The sequence below is a fragment of the Microbacterium sp. NPDC091676 genome (genome assembly GCF_044756645.1).
GTDB lineage: Bacteria > Actinomycetota > Actinomycetes > Actinomycetales > Microbacteriaceae > Microbacterium > Microbacterium paraoxydans_D.
Genome location: NZ_JBIVTI010000002.1, coordinates 334,719 through 355,014, shown reverse-complemented (window position 1 = coordinate 355,014; position 20,296 = coordinate 334,719). Strand labels below are relative to the sequence as shown.

Genomic DNA, 20,296 nt, shown 5'->3' with positions numbered 1-20,296 from the left:
TTGCACAGTGGCACGGAGAGGTGCCGACCCGACCCTCGTCCTTCTCCTGGAGGCTCTGTGCCAGACGCGCTGCCCGACCTGTTCCACGCCGACGGTGTGCTGTTCGACCTCGACGGCGTCCTCACGCCGACCGCCGAGGTGCACATGCGCGCCTGGAAGGCGGTCTTCGACGACGTCTTCGCCCGCTGGGACATCACGCCGCCGTACACCGACGAGGACTACTTCGCCTACGTCGACGGGAAGAAGCGCTACGACGGCGTCGCGAGCCTGCTGCGCAGCCGCAACGTCGAGGTGCCCTGGGGATCCGTGGACGACGACCCGTCCGCCGAGACCATCTGCGGGATCGGCAACCGCAAGAACGCCGCGTTCGCGACGTCCCTCCGCAGCCAGGGCATCGCTCCGTTCCCCGGCTCCCTCGCCGTGGTCGAGGCGCTGCACGCCGCCGGGATCCCCCTCGGCGTCGTCTCCAGCTCCAAGAACGCCGAGGAGGTGCTGGCGGCCGCCGGCATCCGGTCCTTCTTCCGCGTCGTGATCGACGGCGTCGTCGCCGAGCGCGAGCACCTCGCCTCCAAGCCCGCGGCCGACATGTTCGCCGCCGGCGCCACGGCCCTCGGCGTCGACCCCGCCCGCAGCATCGCCGTCGAGGACGCCACCTCCGGCGCCGCCTCCGCCGCCGCGGCCGGCTACGCGGTCGTCATCGGCGTCGACCGCGGCGCGGGCGCCGACGCGCTGCGCGCCGCCGGTGCGACCCACGTCGTCGACGACCTCGGCGTCCTGCTTCCCGCCACCCGCACCGACACCCCGGAGACCGCATGATCGACCGCGACCGCTTCCCCGTCGACCCGTGGCGTCTCATCGAGACGCGCTACTCGGAGGAGGGCGTCGGCGAGACGCTGTTCTCGGTCGGCAACGGCTACCTCGGACTCCGGGGCAACCACATCGAGGGGCGCGGCGCGCAGGAGCACGGCACCTTCATCAACGGGCTGCACGAGACGTGGCCCATCCGGCACGCCGAGCAGGCGTACGGCTTCGCCGAGGTCGGCCAGACCATCGTCAACGCCCCCGACGCCAAGGTGATGCGGCTCTACGTCGACGACGAGCCGATCTCCCTCGACGACGCGGACGTGCGGGAGTACGCCCGCACGCTCGACATGCGCACGGGCGTGCTGGAGCGGCGCGTGGTCTGGGAGACCCCCTCCGGCAAGCGGGTGCGCATGCGGGATCAGCGTCTCGTGAGCTTCGAGGAGCGGCACCTCGCGGTGCTGCGACTCGAGGTCGTCGTCGAGAACGCCAACGCCCCGGTCACGATCAGCTGCCAGCTGCTGAACCGTCAGGACGGCGCGGGCGTGTACGCCGGCTCCCCGATGACGACCAAGGGTGCCGCGTTCGATCCGCGCAAGGCCGAGCGCATCGCCGACCGTGTGCTGCAGCCGGCGGAGCACTGGCAGGACGGCCTGCGCTCCGCGCTGTCGTACCGGGTCGCCGCGTCCGGCATGACCGTCGCCGTCGTGGCCGACCACATCATCGAGACGGAGAACGACTACAACGTCCGGACGCTCATCGAGCCGGACATCGCCAAGAACGTCTTCCGCGTGCAGGCGAAGGCCGGCGTGCCCATCACGATCACCAAGCTCGTCAGCTACCACTCCTCGCGCGGCGTGCCCCCGCGCGAGCTCGTCGATCGCTGCCGTCGCTCGCTCGACCGGGCCGCGGACGAGGGCGTGGAGACGGTCTTCCGTCGCCAGCGCGAGTGGCTCGACGCGTTCTGGGAGCGCAGCGACGTGCAGATCGGCGGGCGCGACGACCTGCAGCAGGCCACGCGCTGGTGCCTGTTCCAGCTCGCGCAGGCCTCGGCCAGGGCCGACGGCGCCGGCGTCCCCGCCAAGGGCCTGACCGGTTCGGGCTACAGCGGCCACTACTTCTGGGACACCGAGATCTACGTGCTCCCGTTCCTCACCTACACGACGCCGCGCTGGGCCTACAACGCGCTGCGAGCCCGGGTGAAGATGCTCCCCGCCGCGCGCCGCCGGGCCGCCCAGCTCAACGAGGCCGGCGCGCTGTTCCCGTGGCGCACGATCAACGGCGAGGAGGCCTCGGCGTACTACGCCGCCGGCACCGCGCAGTACCACATCAACGCCGACATCAGCTTCGCGCTCGGCAAGTACGTGCGGGCGACCGGGGACGAGGCGTTCCTGCGCCGGGAGGGGGCAGACGTCGCGATCGAGACCGCGCGGCTCTGGGCCACCCTGGGCTTCTGGCGGGGGTCGCGGCTGGTGGAGCAGTCCGGTGCCGGCGACGGGATCCAGACGTTCCACATCCACGGTGTCACCGGCCCGGACGAGTACACGACCGTCGTGAACGACAACCTGTACACGAACGTCATGGCGCGGTACAACCTGCGTTACGCGGCCAAGGTCGTGCGCGAGATCCGCGACAGCTACCCGGAGGACTACGCGGCCCTCGTCGAGCGGACGGGTCTCGGCTCCGGTGAGGCGGAGTCCTGGGAGCGGGCGGCGGAGGCGATGTACATCCCGTACAGCGAGAGCCTCGGCATCCACCCGCAGGACTCGCTGTTCCTGGAGCGCGAGGTCTGGGACCTCGCGAACACCCCGGCCGACCAGCGCCCGCTGCTGCTGCACTTCCACCCGCTCGTGATCTACCGCTTCCAGGTGCTCAAGCAGGCCGACGTCGTGCTGGCGCTGTTCCTGCAGGGCAACCACTTCTCGCCCGAGGAGAAGAAGGCCGACTTCGACTACTACGACCCGCTGACGACGGGCGATTCGACCCTGTCCGCGGTCGTGCAGTCGATCCTCGCGGCCGAGGTGGGCTATCAGGACCTCGCGCAGAAGTACTTCGAGCAGTCGCTGTTCGTCGATCTGCACGACCTGCACCACAATGCGGCCGACGGCGTGCACGTCGCCTCGGCCGGCGGTGTGTGGACGGCCCTCGTCTGCGGATTCGGCGGCATGCGCGACTACGGCGGCGACCTCAGCTTCGACCCGCGCCTTCCCGAATCCTGGCCGTCGTTGTCGTTCCCGCTGCAGTGGCAGGGGACGGCGATGCAGGTGACCGTCACGCGGCACGAGCTGCGGGTGCAGGTGCGCAGCGGCCCTCCGGTGCCGTTCAGCGTGCGCGACAACGCTTACATCGCGACCCTGGAGGACGAGGTCATCGTCCCCCTCGCGAACCAGGGACCGGTGATCCCCGGACGCCCGACGCTGCAGGAGTTCGCCGACGCCCGCCGCGACGACGGCACCCGTCTCTCGGCCTCGGTCCCGGTGATCACGAGCGCGATCCCCGTCATCGAGAACCTCGACTGACCGCCGACCCACCCCTTCGCGTGTGTCCCACCCCCTTGCGGGCGTCCGCAAGGGGGTGGCTCGCGTGAAAGGGGCCGGGTCGAGCGAGAGGGGAGCAACGTCGGTGGCACGCCGTAGGCTGGAGGGGTGACCACAGCCCTCTACCGCCGCTACCGACCCGAGACGTTCGGCGAGATGATCGGGCAGTCGCAGGTGACCGATCCGCTCATGACCGCGCTGCGCGGCGACCGCGTGGGCCACGCCTATCTGTTCTCCGGTCCCCGCGGCTGCGGCAAGACCACCTCGGCGCGCATCCTCGCGCGGTGCCTGAACTGCGCCGAGGGGCCGACCGACACCCCCTGCGGGACGTGCCCGAGCTGCGTCGAGCTCTCCCGGGCCGGCGGCGGATCGCTCGACGTGGTCGAGATCGACGCCGCGAGCCACAACGGCGTCGACGACGCGCGCGACCTGCGGGAGCGGGCCACCTTCGCCCCGAGCCGTGACCGCTTCAAGATCTTCATCCTCGACGAGGCCCACATGGTGACCCCGCAGGGCTTCAACGCCCTGCTGAAGCTGGTGGAGGAGCCCCCGCCCCACGTCAAGTTCATCTTCGCCACGACGGAGCCCGAGAAGGTCCTCGGCACGATCCGCTCGCGCACGCATCACTACCCGTTCCGGCTGGTGCCGCCCGCTGCGATGCTCGAGTACGTCGAGAAGCTGTGCGCGGAAGAGGGCGTGATCGTCGAGCAGGGTGTGCTGCCGCTCGTCGTCCGCGCCGGGGGAGGCTCTCCCCGCGACACGCTGTCGCTGCTGGACCAGCTGATCGCGGGATCGGATGCCCCGGCCGGCTCCGAGACCGTCACGGTCGGCTACGCGCGGGCGGTGGCGCTGCTCGGGTACACCCACGGGGCGCTCCTCGACGAGATCGTCGATGCGCTGGCCGCGGGCGACGCCGCGACCGCCTTCCCGGCCATCGACCGCGTGGTGCAGACCGGACAGGACCCGCGGCGCTTCGTCGACGACCTCCTGGAGCGCCTGCGCGACCTCATCGTCATCGCCGCCGTCGGCTCCGGCGCCTCCGCGGTGCTCCGCGGCATCGCCGAGGACGAGCTCGACCGGATGCGCCGCCAGGCCGAGTCCTTCGGTGCCGCGCGGCTCTCCCGTACGGCCGACGTGGTCAGCGCGGCGCTCGACGACATGTCCGGCGCCACGTCACCGCGACTCCACCTCGAGCTCATGGTCGCCCGTGTCCTCGCGGCCGCTCCCGGTGGCTCGGCCCCGTCCGGCGCCTCGGCATCGGGTGCGCTGCACCCGCCGGCGACGACGCATCCGCCGGTGATCCCGCCGACATCGGCGCCGCCCTCGGCGACCGTCCCGACCGCGCCCGTGCCCGAGCCCGCGCCCGAGAGGGCGACGCCGCCGGCGCCGCCCGAGGCATCGACCTCGTCCGCGCCGGCCGCTCCCACGCCGGCGGCCTCCGGTCCCACGCCGGCCGCCGAGCCCTCTCCGGAGCCCGGCCCCGCCCCGGAGCCCGCGCCCGCTCCGACCCCGGAGTCGTCCGTCGCGCCGTCCGCTCCCGTCACGTTCGACCGCGTCCGCGACGCCTGGCCGGCCGTGCTGAAGCGTCTCGAAGGCATCAGCCGCACGTCCTGGCTGCTCGCCACCGCTGTGCAGCCGCTGGCGTACGACGGCGACTCCGAGGTCCTGACCCTCGGATTCACGAGCCAGCACGACGTCGCGAAGTTCAAGGGGACCACGCCGGGCTCCGGCCCGTCCGACCACCTCCGCACGGCCATCGAGCAGGAGGTCGGGGTGCGGGTCAAGTACCTCCCCGCCCCGATGCCGCCCGGTGGGGCGCCGCGGCAGCCGGCCTCCTCCGGTTCCGCTGCACCGGCCGACGCCGCTCCCGCATCGGAGCCTGCGTCAGCACCTCCCTCCCGTCCGCAGACGCGCGCCGCCGCGGCCCCCGTGACGGAGTGGGCGGTCGCACCGATCCCGACCGCGACGGCCGCCGCTGCGCCCGCACCCACGGCTCCCCTCGCCGTCGACGACGAGCCGGAGGAGGTCGAGGCCGCCTCCGCTGCCCCGACCCCGCCGGCCGACGGCAGGGTCGACCGCGACGAGCTGCCGCTGCCCGGTGATGACGACGCTCCCGCATTCGACGAGGAGCCGCCGTACGATCCGGCCTACGAGCCCCCGGCTCCGTACGACCGCCCTCCCTCCCCACGCGCGACTCCGGCGGCGGCCCCGCAGGCGGCCGCGCGCACGGCCCCCACGGCCGCTCCACCGGTCGTCGTCGAGCGCACCCCCGCCGCCGGCGGCGTGCAGCGCTACGGAGAGGCCGTGATCCGCCAGGTGCTCGGCGCGACGTTCCTTCGCGAAGAGCCCTACGAGCCCCCCACGAGGTTCTCCTGATGTACGACGGCATCGTCCAAGAGCTGATCGACGAGTTCGGCCGCCTTCCCGGCATCGGCCCGAAGTCGGCGCAGCGCATCGCTTTCCACATCCTGCAGACGCCGACGTTCGACGTCGCCCGTCTCGCCGAGCTGCTGACCGAGATCCGCATCCGGGTCCGCTTCTGCGAGATCTGCGGCAACGTCGCGGAGCAGGAACGCTGCGCGATCTGTCGCGACCCCCGCCGCAACCAGGCACTGATCTGCGTGGTCGAGGACGCGAAGGACGTCGCGGCGATCGAGCGCACGCGGGAGTTCCGCGGCCTGTACCACGTGCTCGGCGGCGCGATCAGCCCCATCGCGGGCATCGGACCGGACGACCTGCGGATCGCCCAGCTCATGACGCGGCTCGCCGACGGCACCGTGCAGGAGGTCATCATCGCCACGAACCCCAACCTGGAGGGGGAGGCGACGGCGAGCTACCTGAGCCGGCTCCTGACGACGATGCAGATCACGGTCTCGCGGCTCGCCTCGGGCCTCCCGGTCGGCGGCGACCTCGAGTACGCGGACGAGGTGACGCTCGGCCGGGCCTTCGAGGGCCGGCGCGTGCTGTGACCCCGCAGTCCGGCTTCTCGCGCCGGGGCTGGCTGCTCTTCGGAGTCATGGCCCTGCTCTGGGGCGTGCCCTACCTCTTCATCAGCGTGGCGGTGGACTCGATCTCCCCGCCGGCGATCGTCGCGGGACGGACCCTGATCGCCGCTCTCCTCCTGCTGCCGTTCGCCCTGCGCAGCGGCGCCCTCCGCGCGGCGCTGCGGCACTGGCCGTGGGTGCTGGCCTTCGGGGCCGTGGAGATGGCCGGACCGTTCCTCCTCCTCGGGCACGCCGAGATGACGCTGCCCTCCGGAATGACCGGACTCCTCGTCGCCACGGTGCCGCTGTTCGCCGCCCTCATCGCGTTGGGCGGTGGCGACCGTGGCGTGCTGCGTCCCGCCCGCGGCATCGGCCTGCTGGTCGGCTTCATCGGCGTCGCCATCGTCGTGGCGGGGCCGGGGCTCTTCGGGGGAGAGGTGAGCCTGCTCGCGGCGGGGGAGGTGCTGCTCGTCGCGGTGCTGTACGCGATCGCGCCGTTCATCGTGGCGCGCAAGCTGAACGACGTCCCCTCGCTCGGCACGATCACCCTGTCGCTGCTCATGATCGGCATCTTCTACCTCCCGATCGGTCTGCTCACCCAGCACGAGGTGCCCACGCTCCCGTCGATCGGCGCCCTGCTCGCCCTCGCCGTCATCTGCACGGCGCTGGCCTTCCTGGCCTTCTTCGCGCTGATCCGCGAGGTCGGACCGGTCAGGGCACCGCTGTTCACCTACGTGAACCCGGTCGTGGCGATCGTGCTCGGGGCCATCGTGCTCGCCGAACCCCTCACCCCGGGACTCCTCCTGGGATTCCCGCTGATCATCATCGGGTGCTGGTTCGCCGCCACCGGAGGGCGGCTGCGTCCGGTGACGCCCGTCCCGCCCGCCCCCGCCTGAGCCGTCACATGCGCGGGGCGGCATGCGCGCCGATCGTAGAATGACCGTGGGCGGATCCGCCCGACATCCCAGGGAGTGAACGTGGCCCTCATCGTGCAGAAGTACGGCGGCTCGTCGGTCGCCGACGCAGAGAGCATCAAGCGCGTCGCCAAGCGCATCGTCGACACCCGTCGCGCCGGTCACGACGTGGTCGTCGCTGTGAGCGCCATGGGCGACACGACCGATGAGCTGCTGGACCTCGCGAACGAGGTCGCGCCGATCCCCGCCCCGCGCGAGCTCGACATGCTCCTCTCCAGCGGCGAGCGGATCTCGATGGCGCTGCTGGCGATGGCGATCCACTCGATGGGCTTCGAGGCCCGGTCGTTCACCGGCAGCCAGGCCGGCATGATCACCGACTCGCAGCACGGGGCGGCGCGCATCGTCGACGTCACCCCGGTCCGGCTCCGCGAGGCGCTCGACGAGGGCGCGATCGTCATCGTCGCCGGCTTCCAGGGCTTCAACCGCGACACCCGCGACATCACCACGCTCGGCCGTGGCGGGTCGGACACGACGGCCGTCGCGCTGGCGGCCGCGCTGTCGGCGGATGTCTGCGAGATCTACAGCGACGTGGACGGCATCTTCACCGCCGACCCGCGCGTGATCCCGAAGGCGCAGAAGCTCGACCACGTCTCCAGCGAGGAGATGCTGGAGCTCGCCGCCAACGGCGCCAAGGTCCTCTACATCCGTGCCGTGGAGTACGCCCGCCGGCACGGCGTCCTCATCCACGCCCGGTCGACGTTCTCGTCGGCCGAGGGCACATACGTTCTGGGCGAGGGTATGAAGAACCCTCGCGAAGCCGAGGGAGCAGTCATGGAAGAACCGATCGTCGCCGGCGTCGCCACCGACTTCAGCCAGGCCAAGATCACCGTCGCCGGGGTGCCCGACGTCCCCGGCAAGGCCGCCGAGATCTTCAAGATCGTCGCGAAGTCCGGCGCCAACGTCGACATGATCGTGCAGAACGTCTCCGCCACCGGGCGCACGGACATCTCCTTCACGGTCCCGAAGGCCGACGCCGCTGCCGCGCTCAAGGCCCTCGCCGGCGAGCAGACCGAGGTCGGCTTCCAGAACCTCATCCACGACGACCAGATCGGCAAGCTGTCGGTGGTCGGCGCGGGGATGCGCACGCATTCCGGTGTCTCGGCGACCCTGTTCGAGGCGCTGTCCGCCGGCGGCATCAACATCGAGATGATCTCCACGTCGGAGATCCGCATCTCGGTCGTGCTCCGCGACACCGACCTCACCGAGGCCGCCCGCACCGTGCACACCGCCTACGGTCTCGACGGCGACGCGGAGGCCACGGTCCACGCCGGCACCGGTCGCTGACCCCGCGTCTGCTCAGGCGTTCGCGCGGGTTCAGGCGGCCCTGTGCACGCGTGCCTGTTGTCCCGTGTTCGCCTGTTCTCGTGGGTCTGTTTGTCTCCCGGGGTGTGCGTCTGCTCAGGCGTTCGCGCGGGTTCAGGCGGCCCTGTGCACGCGTGCCTGTTGTCCCGTGTTCGCCTGATTCGCCGCGGGCGGCTGCCTTCGTGAAACAGGCGGTCTTCGGGGTGGTCGCAGCGCGATAGACTCGCGGAAACCCTGACACCGGCGCCAGGCGCAGCCTCAGCATCCCGACGCCGCGCCCGTAGCCTCGTACGCCGTACCGCACGAAGCCAAGGAACATCATGACCCGCATCTCCGAATCAGGACTCTCCGTCGCCATCGTCGGCGCCACCGGCCAGGTGGGCACCGTGATGCGCGAGATTCTCGCGGAGCGTTCGTTCCCGATCCGCGAGCTGCGGCTGTTCTCCTCGGCGCGTTCCGCGGGAACGGCGATCGAGTTCGGTGGGCAGACGGTCATCGTCGAGGATGTCGAGGCCGCCGACCCGTCCGGTATCGACATCGCCCTGTTCTCCGCCGGCGCCACCGCCAGTCGTGCCTACGCGCCGCGGTTCGCCGAGGCCGGAGCGGTGGTCGTCGACAACTCGAGCGCCTGGCGGATGGATCCCGAGGTCCCCCTCGTCGTCAGCGAGGTCAACCCGCATGCGATCGACGACCGGCCCAAGGGCATCATCGCGAACCCGAACTGCACCACGATGGCGGCGATGCCGGTGCTCAAGGTCCTCGACGCCGAGGCCGGCCTGGAGCGCCTGATCGTGTCGACCTACCAGGCGGTGTCCGGCTCCGGACTCGCCGGCGCGCAGGAGCTGCTCGGCCAGGTCGAGGGCGTGCTCGCGCAGGGCGACACCCTCCGCCTCGTGCACGACGGCTCCGCGGTCGACTTCCCCGAGCCCGAGAAGTACGTCGCGCCGATCGCCTTCGACGTGATCCCGCTCGCGGGGAACCTCGTGGACGACGGGGACAACGAGACCGACGAGGAGAAGAAGCTCCGCAACGAGAGCCGGAAGATCCTCGAGCTGCCCGATCTGCGCGTCGCCGGCACCTGCGTCCGCGTGCCGGTGTTCACGGGTCATTCGCTGTCGATCCACGCCGAGTTCTCCCGCGACCTGACCCCGGAGCGCGCCACAGAGGTGCTGAGCGCGGCGCCCGGTGTCGTGCTCGACGAGGTGCCGACCCCGCTGCAGGCCGCGGGCAAGGACCCGAGCTTCGTGGGTCGCATCCGCGCCGACCAGTCGGCTCCGGAGGGCAAGGGGCTCGTGCTCTTCATCAGCAACGACAACCTCCGCAAGGGAGCGGCGCTGAACGCGGTGCAGATCGCCGAGGTGCTCGCGGAGCGTCTGGCCCCGGTCGCCTGAGGGTCGCATGGTCTGCGGTGTCCTGGCCGCGAACTAGACTGTTCGAGTGACTGAAAACGTCGATGTCGTCCTGATCGGCGGTGGCATCATGAGCGCCACCCTGGGTACCCTGCTGCACGAGCTGCAGCCGGACTGGAAGATCGTCGCCTTCGAGCGGCTGTCGGACGTGGCGCAGGAGAGCTCGAACCCCTGGAACAACGCCGGGACCGGGCACGCCGCGCTGTGTGAGCTGAACTACATGCCGCAGCAGGGCGACGCTCCGCTCGACCCCGCCAAGGCGATCTCGATCAACGAGCAGTTCCAGCAGAGCCGCCAGTTCTGGTCCTCCCTCGTCGAGAAGGGTGTGCTGGACGAGCCGTCGACCTTCATCAACGCGACGCCGCACATGACGTTCGTGCGGGGCGAGAAGGATGTGGCCTACCTCAAGAAGCGTTACGAGGTGCTCAAGGAGCAGCCGCTGTTCGCGGGGATCGAGTACAGCGAAGACTCCCGCGTCATCAACCAGTGGGCGCCGCTGCTCATGCAGAAGCGCCGGAAGGGCGAGCCGTTCGCGGCGACCCGGGTGCCCGCCGGCACCGACGTCGATTTCGGCGCCCTCACGCACCAGCTCTTCGGTCACCTCCGCGACTCGGGCGTCTCGGTGCGTACGAACCACGAGGTCAAGTCGCTCAAGCGTCAGAAGGACGGCACCTGGCTCATCAAGTACCGCACGACGATCGGCCGCACCCCGAACGAGATCAAGGCGAAGTTCGTGTTCGTCGGGGCCGGCGGCTGGGCGCTGAAGCTCCTGCAGAATTCCGGCATCCCTGAGATCAAGGGCTACGGCGTCTTCCCGATCGGCGGTCAGTTCCTCAAGACGACGAATCCGAAGATCGTCGCGCAGCACAAGGCGAAGGTCTACTCGCAGGCCTCGGTCGGCGCGCCGCCGATGTCGGTGCCGCACCTCGACACACGTGTCGTCGACGGTGAGGCGTCGCTCATGTTCGGACCGTTCGCGACGTTCAGCCCGAAGTTCCTCAAGAACGGCTCGATGCTCGACATCGTCACGCAGGTGCGGCCGCACAACCTCTGGCCGATGCTGCGCGTCGCCTTCGCCAACCCCGACCTCATCACGTACCTCATCAGCGAGCTGATGAAGAACCACCGCAAGAAGGTCGACAGCCTGCGCACCTTCATGCCGACGGCCAAGGATGAGGACTGGACGCTCATCGACGCCGGTCAGCGCGCCCAGGTCATGAAGAAGGACCCGAAGAAGGGCGGCGTGCTGCAGTTCGGCACCGAGGTGGTCGCCTCGGGTGACGGCTCGATCGCCGGCCTCCTCGGCGCATCGCCCGGGGCATCGACGGCCGTGCCGATCATGCTCGATCTGCTGAAGAAGTGCTTCCCCGAGGAGTACCCGGGCTGGGAGTCGCAGCTGCGCGCGCTCATCCCCACCTTCGGCCGGAAGCTCAACGGCGACGCGGAGCTCGCGGAGGAATCGACCACCGCGACCGCCGCCGTCCTCGGCATCAACGCCTGACCTCGGACCGTGGCGAAGCTCTACTTCCGCTACGGCGCGATGAACTCGGGGAAGTCGACCGCCCTGCTGCAGGTCGCCTACAACTACGAGGAGCGCGGCCAGCACGTGCTCCTCGCCAAGCCGGCGATCGATACCAAGGGCGCGGGGCAGATCGAGAGCCGCCTCGGCGTCACGCGGCCGGTCGACTTCCTCATCGGTCCGGACGATGACGTGCGCGCGCTCTTCGGGGTCCACCGCGAGCGCATGCGGCGGTCCACGGAGGAGGAGCTCCTCCCGACCGGCCCGGTCGACGTGGCCTGTCTCCTCATCGACGAGGCGCAGTTCCTCACGCCCGCTCAGATCGACGATCTCTTCCGCATCGCGGTGGAGGACGGCATCCCGGTGATGGCCTACGGCATCCGCAACGACTTCCGCACCCACGCGTTCCCCGGCTCCGCCCGTCTTCTGGCCATCGCGCACTCCCTGGAAGAGCTCAAGACCATCTGCCGCTGCGGGCGCAAGGCGGTGTTCAACGGCCGCGTGGTCGGCGGCCGCTTCGTCTTCGACGGCGACCAGGTCGCGATCGACGAGGGTGCCGACGGCTCCGCCTCGCCCGAGCTCACGACCTACGAATCGTTGTGCGGCACCTGCTACCTGGAGGAGTCGGGCGGCCGTCTCGGCTGACCCTCCCGTCGACCCACCCCTCTGCGGTCGCCCCACCCCTCTGCGTGCGCGCGCACGCTGCCGGGACGCACGGAAGGGGGGTGGATCGCGCGCGCAACAGTGCCGCATTGCGTGGTCTGACCACACGCGCTAACCTGTGGTCTGACCACAGGAGGCGGGATGACGGACCAGCCGGCACGCGCATGGCGACTCGTGCTCGAGCACATCGAGCGTGATCTGCTCGACGGTCGTCTCGGGCCGGGGGACCGGCTGCCGTCCGAAAGGGACCTCGCGAGCGACCTCGGTGTCGGACGATCGAGCGTCCGGGAGGCGTTCCGCGTGCTCGAGGTGCTCGGCCTCATCCGCACCGCCACCGGCTCCGGGCCGCAGGCGGGCGCCATCGTGATCGCCACCCCCACCGGCGGGATGTCGGCGCTCCTCCGGCTCCAGGTGGCCGCGCAGGGCTTCCCCCTCGACGACGTCGTCCGCACGCGGCTCGTGCTCGAGGATGCGGTCGTCGACGCTATGGCATCGGCCGCCCATCGGGACACCGCGCGGGCGCACGAGCTGCTCGCTGCCATGGATGACGGCGCACTCACTCCGGCCGAGTTCCTGGCCCTCGACGCCCAGCTGCACCTCTCCCTCGCGGAGGGCAGCGGCAACACCGTCATCGCGGCGATGATGGCGGGACTCCGCTCCGCCATCGAGTCGTACGTGCTCGCGGGCGCGGCGACCGTCGACGACTGGGACCGCATGGTCGACCGCCTGCGGTCCGAGCACCGTGCGCTGGTCGCCGCGATCGACGCGGGCGATGTCGACACCGCCCGGCGCCTGATCCGCGCCCACATCACCGGCTACTACACCGCCGCGGGCCTCACCCGCACGATCCCCCCGCAGAACTGAGAGGCAGACAATGGTCCAGCGCCAGCTCCCCAATCCCGCCGAGCTGTTGGAGCTCATGAAGTTCAAGAAGCCCGAGCTCGACGGACGCAAGCGCCGCCTCGACGCCGCGCTCACCATCGACGATCTGCGGAAGATCGCCAAGCGCCGCACGCCCAAGGCCGCCTTCGACTACACGGACGGCGCCGCCGAGGGCGAGCTGTCGCTGAGCCGGGCCCGCCAGGCGTTCCAGGACGTGGAGTTCCACCCCGGCATCCTCAAGCCGGCGCCGGACGTCGACACGGCCGTCGACATCCTCGGCAGTCCGTCCGCGCTCCCGTTCGGCATCGCGCCGACCGGCTTCACCCGGCTCATGCAGACCGAGGGCGAGATCGCGGGCGCCGGTGCCGCGGCCGCCGCGGGCATCCCGTTCACGCTGTCCACCCTCGGGACCACCTCGATCGAAGACGTCAAGGCGGCGACGGTGCGGGAGCCGCAGGGCCCCGTGCCCGGTCGGAACTGGTTCCAGCTCTACGTCATGCGCGACCGCGAGATCTCGTACGAGCTCGCCCGTCGCGCCGCCGCCGCGGGCTTCGACACGCTGCAGTTCACCGTCGACACCCCGGTCGCCGGCGCCCGGCTCCGCGACAAGCGCAACGGCTTCAGCATCCCGCCGCAGCTCACCCTCGGCACGATCATCAACGCCATCCCGCGACCCTGGTGGTGGTTCGACTTCCTGACCACCCCGAAGCTGGAGTTCGCGTCGCTGAGCACGACCGGCGGCACCGTGGGCGAGCTCCTCGACGCGGCGATGGACCCGACGATCAGCTATGACGACCTCGCCGTCATCCGCGACATCTGGCCCGGCAAGATCGTCATCAAGGGCGTGCAGAACATCGAGGACTCCGTGCGCCTGCGCGACGCGGGCGTCGACGGCATCGTGCTCTCCAACCACGGTGGCCGCCAGCTCGACCGCGCCCCGATCCCGTTCCACCTCCTGCCCGAGGTCCGTCGGGCGGTCGGCGACGACTTCACGGTCATGATCGACACCGGCATCATGAACGGCGCCGACATCGTGGCGTCCGTCGCGCTCGGTGCCGACTTCACGCTGATCGGCCGCGCCTACCTCTACGGCCTCATGGCGGGAGGTCGGCAGGGCGTCGACCGCACGATCGCCATCCTGCGCGGCGAGATCGAGCGCACGATGCGGCTGCTGGGCGTGGCCTCGCTCGCGGAGCTGGAGCCCGGGCACGTGACCCAGCTCACCCGTCTGGTGCCCGTCTCCCGCGCGGCGGGCGTCGAGGTGCGCTGACCGCCTGCCCGCACGACTCGGCAACGCCTGCACGACGGATCCGGCCGTCCCGTCGTGCAGGCGGGTCGAGGCCGTGCGGCCGTACCCGTCAGACCCGGGTGGAGAGGGTCGGCAGGAGGGCTTCCAGGCGCGCAGCCGTGTCTTCCCAGCCCTCGACGGCCACCGATGGCACACCCAGCGCCAGGACGGGGTAGTCGTTGCCGCCCTCGTCGAGACGGTCGCCGTAGAACAGCATCGCCGTGAGCTCGATCCCGGTGTGCGCGGCGAGCTGCCGCATGCCGAACGCCTTGTCGATACCGGCACGGGTGATGTCGATGGAGGTCGAGCCGCCGGAGCGCACCTCGAGGCCCGGCAGCCGCGCGGCGACGGCATCGCGCAGCGCCCCGCGCTTCGCACCCGTCGGATCCCACGCGTGCTTCGCGTCGCGCGGCGCCTGCTGGCCGAGTGCCGAGAACGTGATCTGCGAGCCGCGGTCCTCGAGGATCTCGCCCCAGGGCTCGGTCTCCCAGAGCCCGAGGCGCTCCGCCTCCTCACGGAGAGCCGTGAGGGCGGCGGACTTCTCCTCGCCGCTCAGATCGTGCGCGTACACCGCCACGAAGTCCGTGCCGTCGTGCCGCAGATACCGCGTGCCGCACGTGGGAAGCAGATGCAGGCGGGAGAGGGCCGCGGGGTCGGCGTCGGCGAGCTGCGCCACCACCTGCGTGCGGAACTGCGCCTCGTTGCCGCCGGAGATGATGGCGACGTCGACGGACCGGAGCAGCTCGTTCAGGAGCGCGGCGATCCGCGGGTCGATCGTGCCCTTGGACGGCGCGAGCGTGTCATCGAGGTCGAAGGCGACGAGAGAGGGCGATGTCATGATGCCTCCACCCTAGGCGTTCCGGGCCGAGAGGACGGTGTGGCGGCGAGCAGGGTGCACAGGACCGCGAGGGCGACGCCGACCGACGCACCCGTGGAGTTGGCCAGCACATCGCCCGCCGTGGCGGCGCGATGGGGGAGGGCCACGGCCTGGGCGGTCTCGATCGCCACGGAGAGCGCCGGGCCGATCAGCAGCGACAGCGGCCAGAGCCGACGGGGCAGGAGCAGGAACGCGAGGATGCCGACGGGGACGAAGACGACGACGTTCGCGAGGATCTCGAGACGCGTGAAGTCGAGGCCCGTCCAGCCGATGCGGTGGAGCGCGCCGAGGGCGACGTCCACCACGGAGGGCATCGTCTGCTCCACCCGCGCGGGCGTGAGCGTGAGGAACGCGATGCCGGCGAGGAACGGAAGCCCGAGAGCGAGGGCCCAGACGCGCGTCGAACGGCGCGGCGGCGGCAGGAGCCTCCCCATGCGTTCCCCTCTCGCACGACATCCCGATACAGAGAAGGCCGCCCTTGCGGGCGGCCTTCTCGTGTCACTGGTCGGGGTGACAGGATTTGAACCTGCGACCTCTTCGTCCCGAACGAAGCGCGCTACCAAGCTGCGCCACACCCCGTTTTGCAACCCTCCGAGTCTACAGCGAAATGCCTCCAGCACCGAATCGAGCGCGCACATCCGCGTGGCGCGCCCTGCGGGAGCCGTCGGCACCGGCATCCGTACCCGCGTCGTGCGGGGTCAGGCGCGCGCGGTCAGGGTGAGCAGCGTCGCCTCGGGGCGGCACGCGAAGCGCACGGGAGCGTAGATCGAGTGTCCGCAGCCCGCGCTCACGTTCAGCGGTACCGAACGGCCGTCGTGGGTCCAGGTGCTCAGACCCTTGGCCTGCTTGAGGGGGATGTCGCAGTTCGCGACGAGGGCACCGTACCCCGGGAGGCACACCTGGCCGCCGTGCGTGTGACCGCCGAGGATCGCGTCCGCGCCGAGGTCGACGAAGCCGTTGAGCACTCGCTGGTAGGGGGCGTGGGTGACTCCGAGCACAGGAGCCCCCTCCGGACGCGGGCCGAGGGCATCGAGGGCGGCGGGAAGCAGGTCCAGGCGCTCCCAGTCGCGATGCGCGTCGTCCACGCCGAACAGGTCGACGGTCTCTCCGCGGACGGTCAGCCGCGCGGCGGTGTTGTTCAGGTCGGCCCAGCCGAGCTCGTCCGTGAAGTAGCCGTCCATCGCGGCGGTGTCGAGCAGCGCCGGCTGTCGGATCTTCTGAGAGGGACCCGCGAAGTAGCGCAGCGGATTGCGCGGCGTGGGCACGTTGACGTCGTTGGACCCGTGCACGAACACGCCGGGGACGCCCGCGAAGGGGGCGAAGGCGCGGCGGATCCCCTGCAGGCCGTCCTCGTGGCCGAGGTTGTCGCCGGTGTTGACGATGAGGTCGGGCTGGAGCTCGGCGAGCGAGGTGAGCCAGTCCTGCTTCCGACGCTGCCACGGCGCCATATGCGCGTCGGAGAGGTGCAGGATCCGCAGGGGCGCGGCGCCGGCGGGAAGGGCCTCCGCCGTCACCTCGCGCACCGTGAACAGGTAGCGCTCGATCCCGATGCCCCACACCGCGGCGGCCGCACCGACGGCCCCCACCGCGCCGAGCGCGATGAGGGCCGGGTGTGCCGCGCGGCGCGCGCCTACTTGCACGTCACCCTGATCGGCGTGGACTTCGTGGCCGCGGTGTTCGCCGCCGGGTCCGTCGAGGTCACCTTGGCATCGTCCGCATTGCACGATCCGGCGCGTTCGACCGACGTGAAGCCGGCCGCGATCAGCGCGGCGTTCGCGGCGGTCGGAGACTGTCCGGTGACGTCGGGGACGGTCGCTCCGTCTCCGTTGCTCGGCGAGATCGTGATGGTCGCCCCGGACGGAGCCTGACCACTGGGATCCTGCGCGACGACGATGTTCGTCGCCTTGTCACTGTCGACGGGATCGCCCACCGAGACGGTGAACCCGGCACGCTCGAGGGTGGCCGTGGCCTCCTCCACGGTCTGTCCGACGACGTCGGGCACATCCACCCGGATCTGCCGGATGAGGTTGCCGTCGGGCTGCGGGAAGGCGTCGCCGCCGTAGACCATGTTGGCCGCGTGCTGAGCCGTCCTCGCCAGCGGATAGCGCACCTCGTTGAGGAGGTGGCTGCCGGTCCAGACGTTGAAGACGTTGTCGTGGTTGCCGTTCGACCGGCCGGCCCAGACCGCGGTCGCGACCTTGGTGCTCGACTCGATCATCATCGTCGACCAGAGGTCGTGGGTACCGGTCTTGCCGATCAGGGGCGTGCCGTCGAACGGGTTGGCCCTGGCACCGGTGCCTCCGCCGGCCATGACGCCCTGGAGCGCGTAGGCGGCGGTCGCGGCGACCTCCGGGGCGAGCACGCCCTCGGTGCACGAGGCCTTGGGGAGCTCACGCTCCTTGCCCTCCGCGTCGATCACCTTGTCGATCGCGCGCGGCGTGCAGTACGTGCCGCCGCTCGCGACGGTCGCGTACGCGTTGGCCATCGCGATGGGGGAGATGTTCTTCGGGCCGAGCACGTCGTACGGCACGTTCTCCTCGGTGACCTTGTTGCCGTTGGCCAGCGTGACGCCCATCTTGTCGGCGACCTTGTTGATGTCGCAGACGTCGAGCTTGGCCGCCATGGCGAAGTAGCCACTGTTGAGCGACTGGGCGGTGAAGGTCATCGGGGTGCCGGGGTATCCGCGGCTGCGACCGAAGTTGCCGATCTCCGCCGTGTTCGTCGCCTGCGGGCTGCCGCAGACGGGGATCCGCAGGTTGGTCTGCACGGTGCCGTTCAGGTTCTCCCGGACGGAGTGCCCCTTCTCGAGCCAGTCGATGAGGGTGAACAGCTTGTACGTCGATCCCACCTGGAAGCCGCCGGACTTGCCGTACTTCTGGTCACCGGCGAACACGAGGGAGGAGTACGCCTGATCGGTGGTCGGCGTCTCGGAGAACATCGTGTTCTGGGTGATGGAGAGGATGCGACCGGTGCCGACCTCGATGGAGACGCCGGCGGCGCCGAAGTACTTGTTGTCGAAGTTCGCGGGGACGACGTTGGCCATCTCCTCTGCGGCGGGGTCCTGCACCCGGAAGTCCAGCGACGTGTAGATCTTCAGGCCACCGCGGCGGAGCAGGTCCCGACGGTCCTGGATGTCGGCGCCGAAGGCCTCGTCGTTCTCGACGATCGACTTCACGTACTGGCAGAAGTAGGCGTTGCGCCCGGCCGCCGCACAGCCCTGGACCGGGACGGTGATCGCCGGCTCGATCGCCGAGGCCATCGCCTCGTCGTGCTGGGCCTGGGTGATCTTCTTGTCGGCGAGCATGCGCCCGAGGACGTAGTCACGACGGTCCTTGGCGTCCTTGTAGCCGTCCTCCGCGGAGTTGTGGGCGACGCCGTCCTTGGTCGTGTACGTCCCCTCCGGCTTGTCGATGCGGTAGGTGTTCGGGTTCTGCACGATGCCGGCGAGGGTCGCGGCCTGCGCGACGCTGAGCTTGCTGGCGGACGTGGAGAAGTAGTACCGCGAGGCGGCCTCGATGCCGTAGACGGTGCCGCCGAAGTTCGCGATGTTCAGGTAGCCGAGGAGGATCTCGTTCTTCGAGTAGTCCTTCTCGATCTGGATGGCGTAGCGCATCTCCTGGAGCTTGCGCTCGATGCCGTCGACGCCGGACGCGTTGGTCGCGTCCTGCCAGCACTGCTGCAGCTCGTCCGCGTAGGTCTCCGAGGCCGTGCTGACGTTCTGCTCGCACTGCTGGATGCGGACGTTCTTCACGAACTGCTGGCTGATGGTCGAGGCGCCACGGCTCGAGGTGCCGCGCACGTTGTCGACGAGGGCCTTCACCGTCGCGCCGAGGTTGACCCCGCCGTGGGTGTAGAAGTTCTTGTCCTCACTGGAGAGGATCGCGTCGTAGAGGACCGGCGAGACTTCCTCGTACTTCACCGGGACGCGGTTCTGCTCGTAGAAGGACGCCAGGACGACCGGCTTGCCCTCGGGGTTCGTGGCGTAGATCGTCGACTGCTCCATCGGAGTGTCGACCTTCAGCACCTCGGGCAGCTCATCGAAGATGGTCAGCGCCGTGGTGCCGGCGACGCCGGTCATCGCGAGGACGGGGGTGACGCTGGCGGTGACCAGCAGACCGGCGATGGCGCTCAGTCCGACGAGCCCGACGAGACCGCCGAGCACGCCCTTCACCGTGCGGTTCTTTTGGGGCATACGCTTGATCGTAGGGGAGTTCCCTGAATACCGGCTTTGACGAGCGCGGCCCGGTCTGCCCTGGACGCGCCCTGATCGACAGGAGTGCCATGACCACGTGGGAGTACCTCACCACGCCGCTGCTGATCCACAACACCGCGGCCATCCTCAACAACTGGGGCAAGCAGGGCTGGGAGCTCGTCCAGGTGGTGCAGGGCCCCGAGGGCGGTCTGGTCGCCTACTTCAAGCGCCCCGTCACGACGGACGCCTCGACCAACGCCGGTCTCGCCGCCGCCGCCGAGGCCTCGCGTCAGTTCGAGGGAGGCCAGGCATGAGCGTCGCCGCCCGTCTCTCCGAGCTCGGCATCGAGCTGCCCGCCGTCGCCGCTCCCGTTGCCGCGTACGTGCCGGCCGTCGTGCACGGCGGCCTGGTCTACACGTCGGGCCAGCTCCCGTTCGTCGACGGCGCCCTTCCCGCGACCGGCAAGGTCGGCGCGGAGGTGTCCGCCGAGGACGCGAAGGCCTACGCCCGGACGTGCGCTCTGAACGCGTTGGCCGCCGCCGCCGACGTCGCGGGCGGCGTGGACCGCATCGCCGGCGTCGTCCGGGTGGGCGGCTTCGTCGGCTCCGCGGAGGGCTTCACCGGGCAGCCCGGCGTCATCAACGGCGCGAGCGAGGTGCTCGGCGAGATCTTCGGCGAGGAGGGCCGGCACGCGCGTGCCGCCGTCGGTGTCGCGGAGCTCCCGCTCGGCAGCCCCGTCGAGGTCGAGGTCACGTTCCGCCTCGCGTAGTTCCTGTGCCCCGGCTCGCCGAGCCCCCGGGTACATGTCGAGACCCCCTGCCGCAGACGTCTGCAGCAGGGGGTCTCGTCGTGAACCCGGGGTCTCGCG

Annotated in this window: 17 protein-coding genes and 1 tRNA gene; 13 read left to right on the top strand and 5 right to left on the bottom strand. The window is 70.6% G+C overall.

The window, feature by feature from the left end; genetic code table 11:
• Positions 1-57 precede the first annotated feature (57 nt).
• The 11 genes from ACIQID_RS14835 (at position 58) to ACIQID_RS14785 (ending at position 14,341) form a co-directional block, all read left to right on the top strand.
• Positions 58-816, top strand: coding sequence for a beta-phosphoglucomutase family hydrolase (locus ACIQID_RS14835; protein WP_312675514.1), 759 nt, complete (start codon positions 58-60; stop codon positions 814-816).
• Positions 813-3,320, top strand: coding sequence for a glycoside hydrolase family 65 protein (locus ACIQID_RS14830; protein WP_400286491.1), 2,508 nt, complete (start codon positions 813-815; stop codon positions 3,318-3,320). The genes ACIQID_RS14835 and ACIQID_RS14830 overlap by 4 nt, the downstream gene beginning before the upstream one ends.
• Before the next feature lie 126 nt (positions 3,321-3,446).
• Positions 3,447-5,714, top strand: a complete 2,268-nt coding sequence (locus ACIQID_RS14825) for a DNA polymerase III subunit gamma and tau (protein WP_400286488.1) — start codon at positions 3,447-3,449, stop codon at positions 5,712-5,714.
• Entirely contained in the window at positions 5,714-6,307 is a 594-nt protein-coding gene (gene recR / locus ACIQID_RS14820) for a recombination mediator RecR (protein ID WP_025104255.1), read from the top strand. Before ACIQID_RS14825 ends, recR begins: the two co-directional genes overlap by 1 nt.
• Entirely contained in the window at positions 6,304-7,218 is a 915-nt protein-coding gene (locus ACIQID_RS14815) for a DMT family transporter (protein ID WP_331201982.1), read from the top strand. The genes recR and ACIQID_RS14815 overlap by 4 nt, the downstream gene beginning before the upstream one ends.
• A gap of 81 nt (positions 7,219-7,299) precedes the next feature.
• Positions 7,300-8,580: an aspartate kinase gene (locus tag ACIQID_RS14810; protein WP_025104257.1), complete on the top strand. Its 1,281-nt coding sequence runs from the start codon at positions 7,300-7,302 to the stop codon at positions 8,578-8,580.
• Between the two features lie 338 nt (positions 8,581-8,918).
• A complete protein-coding gene (locus ACIQID_RS14805) occupies positions 8,919-9,989 on the top strand; it encodes an aspartate-semialdehyde dehydrogenase (RefSeq protein WP_136051091.1) in 1,071 nt (356 codons plus the stop codon).
• A 46-nt stretch (positions 9,990-10,035) separates the two neighbouring features.
• Positions 10,036-11,508 (top strand): malate:quinone oxidoreductase, encoded by a 1,473-nt coding sequence (locus ACIQID_RS14800; RefSeq protein WP_400286483.1) that lies wholly within the window; start codon positions 10,036-10,038, stop codon positions 11,506-11,508.
• A gap of 9 nt (positions 11,509-11,517) precedes the next feature.
• Positions 11,518-12,171 carry a thymidine kinase gene (locus ACIQID_RS14795; protein WP_312675505.1) on the top strand — a complete coding sequence of 218 codons (654 nt, stop codon included), beginning with the start codon at positions 11,518-11,520 and terminating at the stop codon, positions 12,169-12,171.
• 159 nt (positions 12,172-12,330) lie between these two features.
• Positions 12,331-13,053: an FCD domain-containing protein gene (locus ACIQID_RS14790; protein ID WP_331201981.1), complete on the top strand. Its 723-nt coding sequence runs from the start codon at positions 12,331-12,333 to the stop codon at positions 13,051-13,053.
• Positions 13,054-13,063: 10 nt separating this feature from the next.
• Positions 13,064-14,341, top strand: a complete 1,278-nt coding sequence (locus ACIQID_RS14785) for an alpha-hydroxy-acid oxidizing protein (protein WP_400286478.1) — start codon at positions 13,064-13,066, stop codon at positions 14,339-14,341.
• An 88-nt stretch (positions 14,342-14,429) separates the two neighbouring features.
• On the opposite strand, the gene ACIQID_RS14780 is transcribed toward ACIQID_RS14785, so the two are convergent.
• The 5 genes from ACIQID_RS14780 to ACIQID_RS14760 form a co-directional block, all read right to left on the bottom strand.
• The gene (locus ACIQID_RS14780) at positions 14,430-15,197 is read right to left on the bottom strand and encodes an HAD-IIB family hydrolase (protein ID WP_400286475.1); all 768 of its coding nucleotides are present in this window, start codon (positions 15,195-15,197) and stop codon (positions 14,430-14,432) included.
• Positions 15,194-15,670, bottom strand: a complete 477-nt coding sequence (locus ACIQID_RS14775; RefSeq protein WP_312675501.1) for a VanZ family protein — start codon at positions 15,668-15,670, stop codon at positions 15,194-15,196. Before ACIQID_RS14775 ends, ACIQID_RS14780 begins: the two co-directional genes overlap by 4 nt.
• A gap of 68 nt (positions 15,671-15,738) precedes the next feature.
• A tRNA-Pro gene (locus tag ACIQID_RS14770) sits at positions 15,739-15,815 on the bottom strand.
• Between the two features lie 119 nt (positions 15,816-15,934).
• Positions 15,935-16,876, bottom strand: coding sequence for a metallophosphoesterase (locus tag ACIQID_RS14765; protein ID WP_400286472.1), 942 nt, complete (start codon positions 16,874-16,876; stop codon positions 15,935-15,937).
• Positions 16,867-19,428, bottom strand: coding sequence for a transglycosylase domain-containing protein (locus ACIQID_RS14760; protein ID WP_400286469.1), 2,562 nt, complete (start codon positions 19,426-19,428; stop codon positions 16,867-16,869). The genes ACIQID_RS14765 and ACIQID_RS14760 overlap by 10 nt, the downstream gene beginning before the upstream one ends.
• 89 nt (positions 19,429-19,517) lie before the next feature.
• Between ACIQID_RS14760 and ACIQID_RS14755 the strand changes: the two genes are divergently transcribed.
• Entirely contained in the window at positions 19,518-19,742 is a 225-nt protein-coding gene (locus tag ACIQID_RS14755; RefSeq protein WP_400286466.1) for a hypothetical protein, read from the top strand.
• Positions 19,739-20,197: a RidA family protein gene (locus ACIQID_RS14750; protein WP_312675497.1), complete on the top strand. Its 459-nt coding sequence runs from the start codon at positions 19,739-19,741 to the stop codon at positions 20,195-20,197. The genes ACIQID_RS14755 and ACIQID_RS14750 overlap by 4 nt, the downstream gene beginning before the upstream one ends.
• Positions 20,198-20,296 lie beyond the last annotated feature (99 nt).

Bases quoted from the DNA above. Each gene is read 5' to 3' on its own strand.
- ACIQID_RS14790 (WP_331201981.1), top strand. From the start codon at position 12,331: ATGACGGACCAGCCGGCACGCGCATGGCGACTCGTGCTCGAGCACATC.
- ACIQID_RS14805 (WP_136051091.1), top strand. From the start codon at position 8,919: ATGACCCGCATCTCCGAATCAGGACTCTCCGTCGCCATCGTCGGCGCC.
- ACIQID_RS14775 (WP_312675501.1), bottom strand. From the start codon at position 15,670: ATGGGGAGGCTCCTGCCGCCGCCGCGCCGTTCGACGCGCGTCTGGGCC.
- ACIQID_RS14750 (WP_312675497.1), top strand. From the start codon at position 19,739: ATGAGCGTCGCCGCCCGTCTCTCCGAGCTCGGCATCGAGCTGCCCGCC.
- recR (WP_025104255.1), top strand. From the start codon at position 5,714: ATGTACGACGGCATCGTCCAAGAGCTGATCGACGAGTTCGGCCGCCTT.
- ACIQID_RS14785 (WP_400286478.1), top strand. From the start codon at position 13,064: ATGGTCCAGCGCCAGCTCCCCAATCCCGCCGAGCTGTTGGAGCTCATG.
- ACIQID_RS14755 (WP_400286466.1), top strand. From the start codon at position 19,518: ATGACCACGTGGGAGTACCTCACCACGCCGCTGCTGATCCACAACACC.
- ACIQID_RS14780 (WP_400286475.1), bottom strand. From the start codon at position 15,197: ATGACATCGCCCTCTCTCGTCGCCTTCGACCTCGATGACACGCTCGCG.
- ACIQID_RS14760 (WP_400286469.1), bottom strand. From the start codon at position 19,428: ATGCCCCAAAAGAACCGCACGGTGAAGGGCGTGCTCGGCGGTCTCGTC.
- ACIQID_RS14830 (WP_400286491.1), top strand. From the start codon at position 813: ATGATCGACCGCGACCGCTTCCCCGTCGACCCGTGGCGTCTCATCGAG.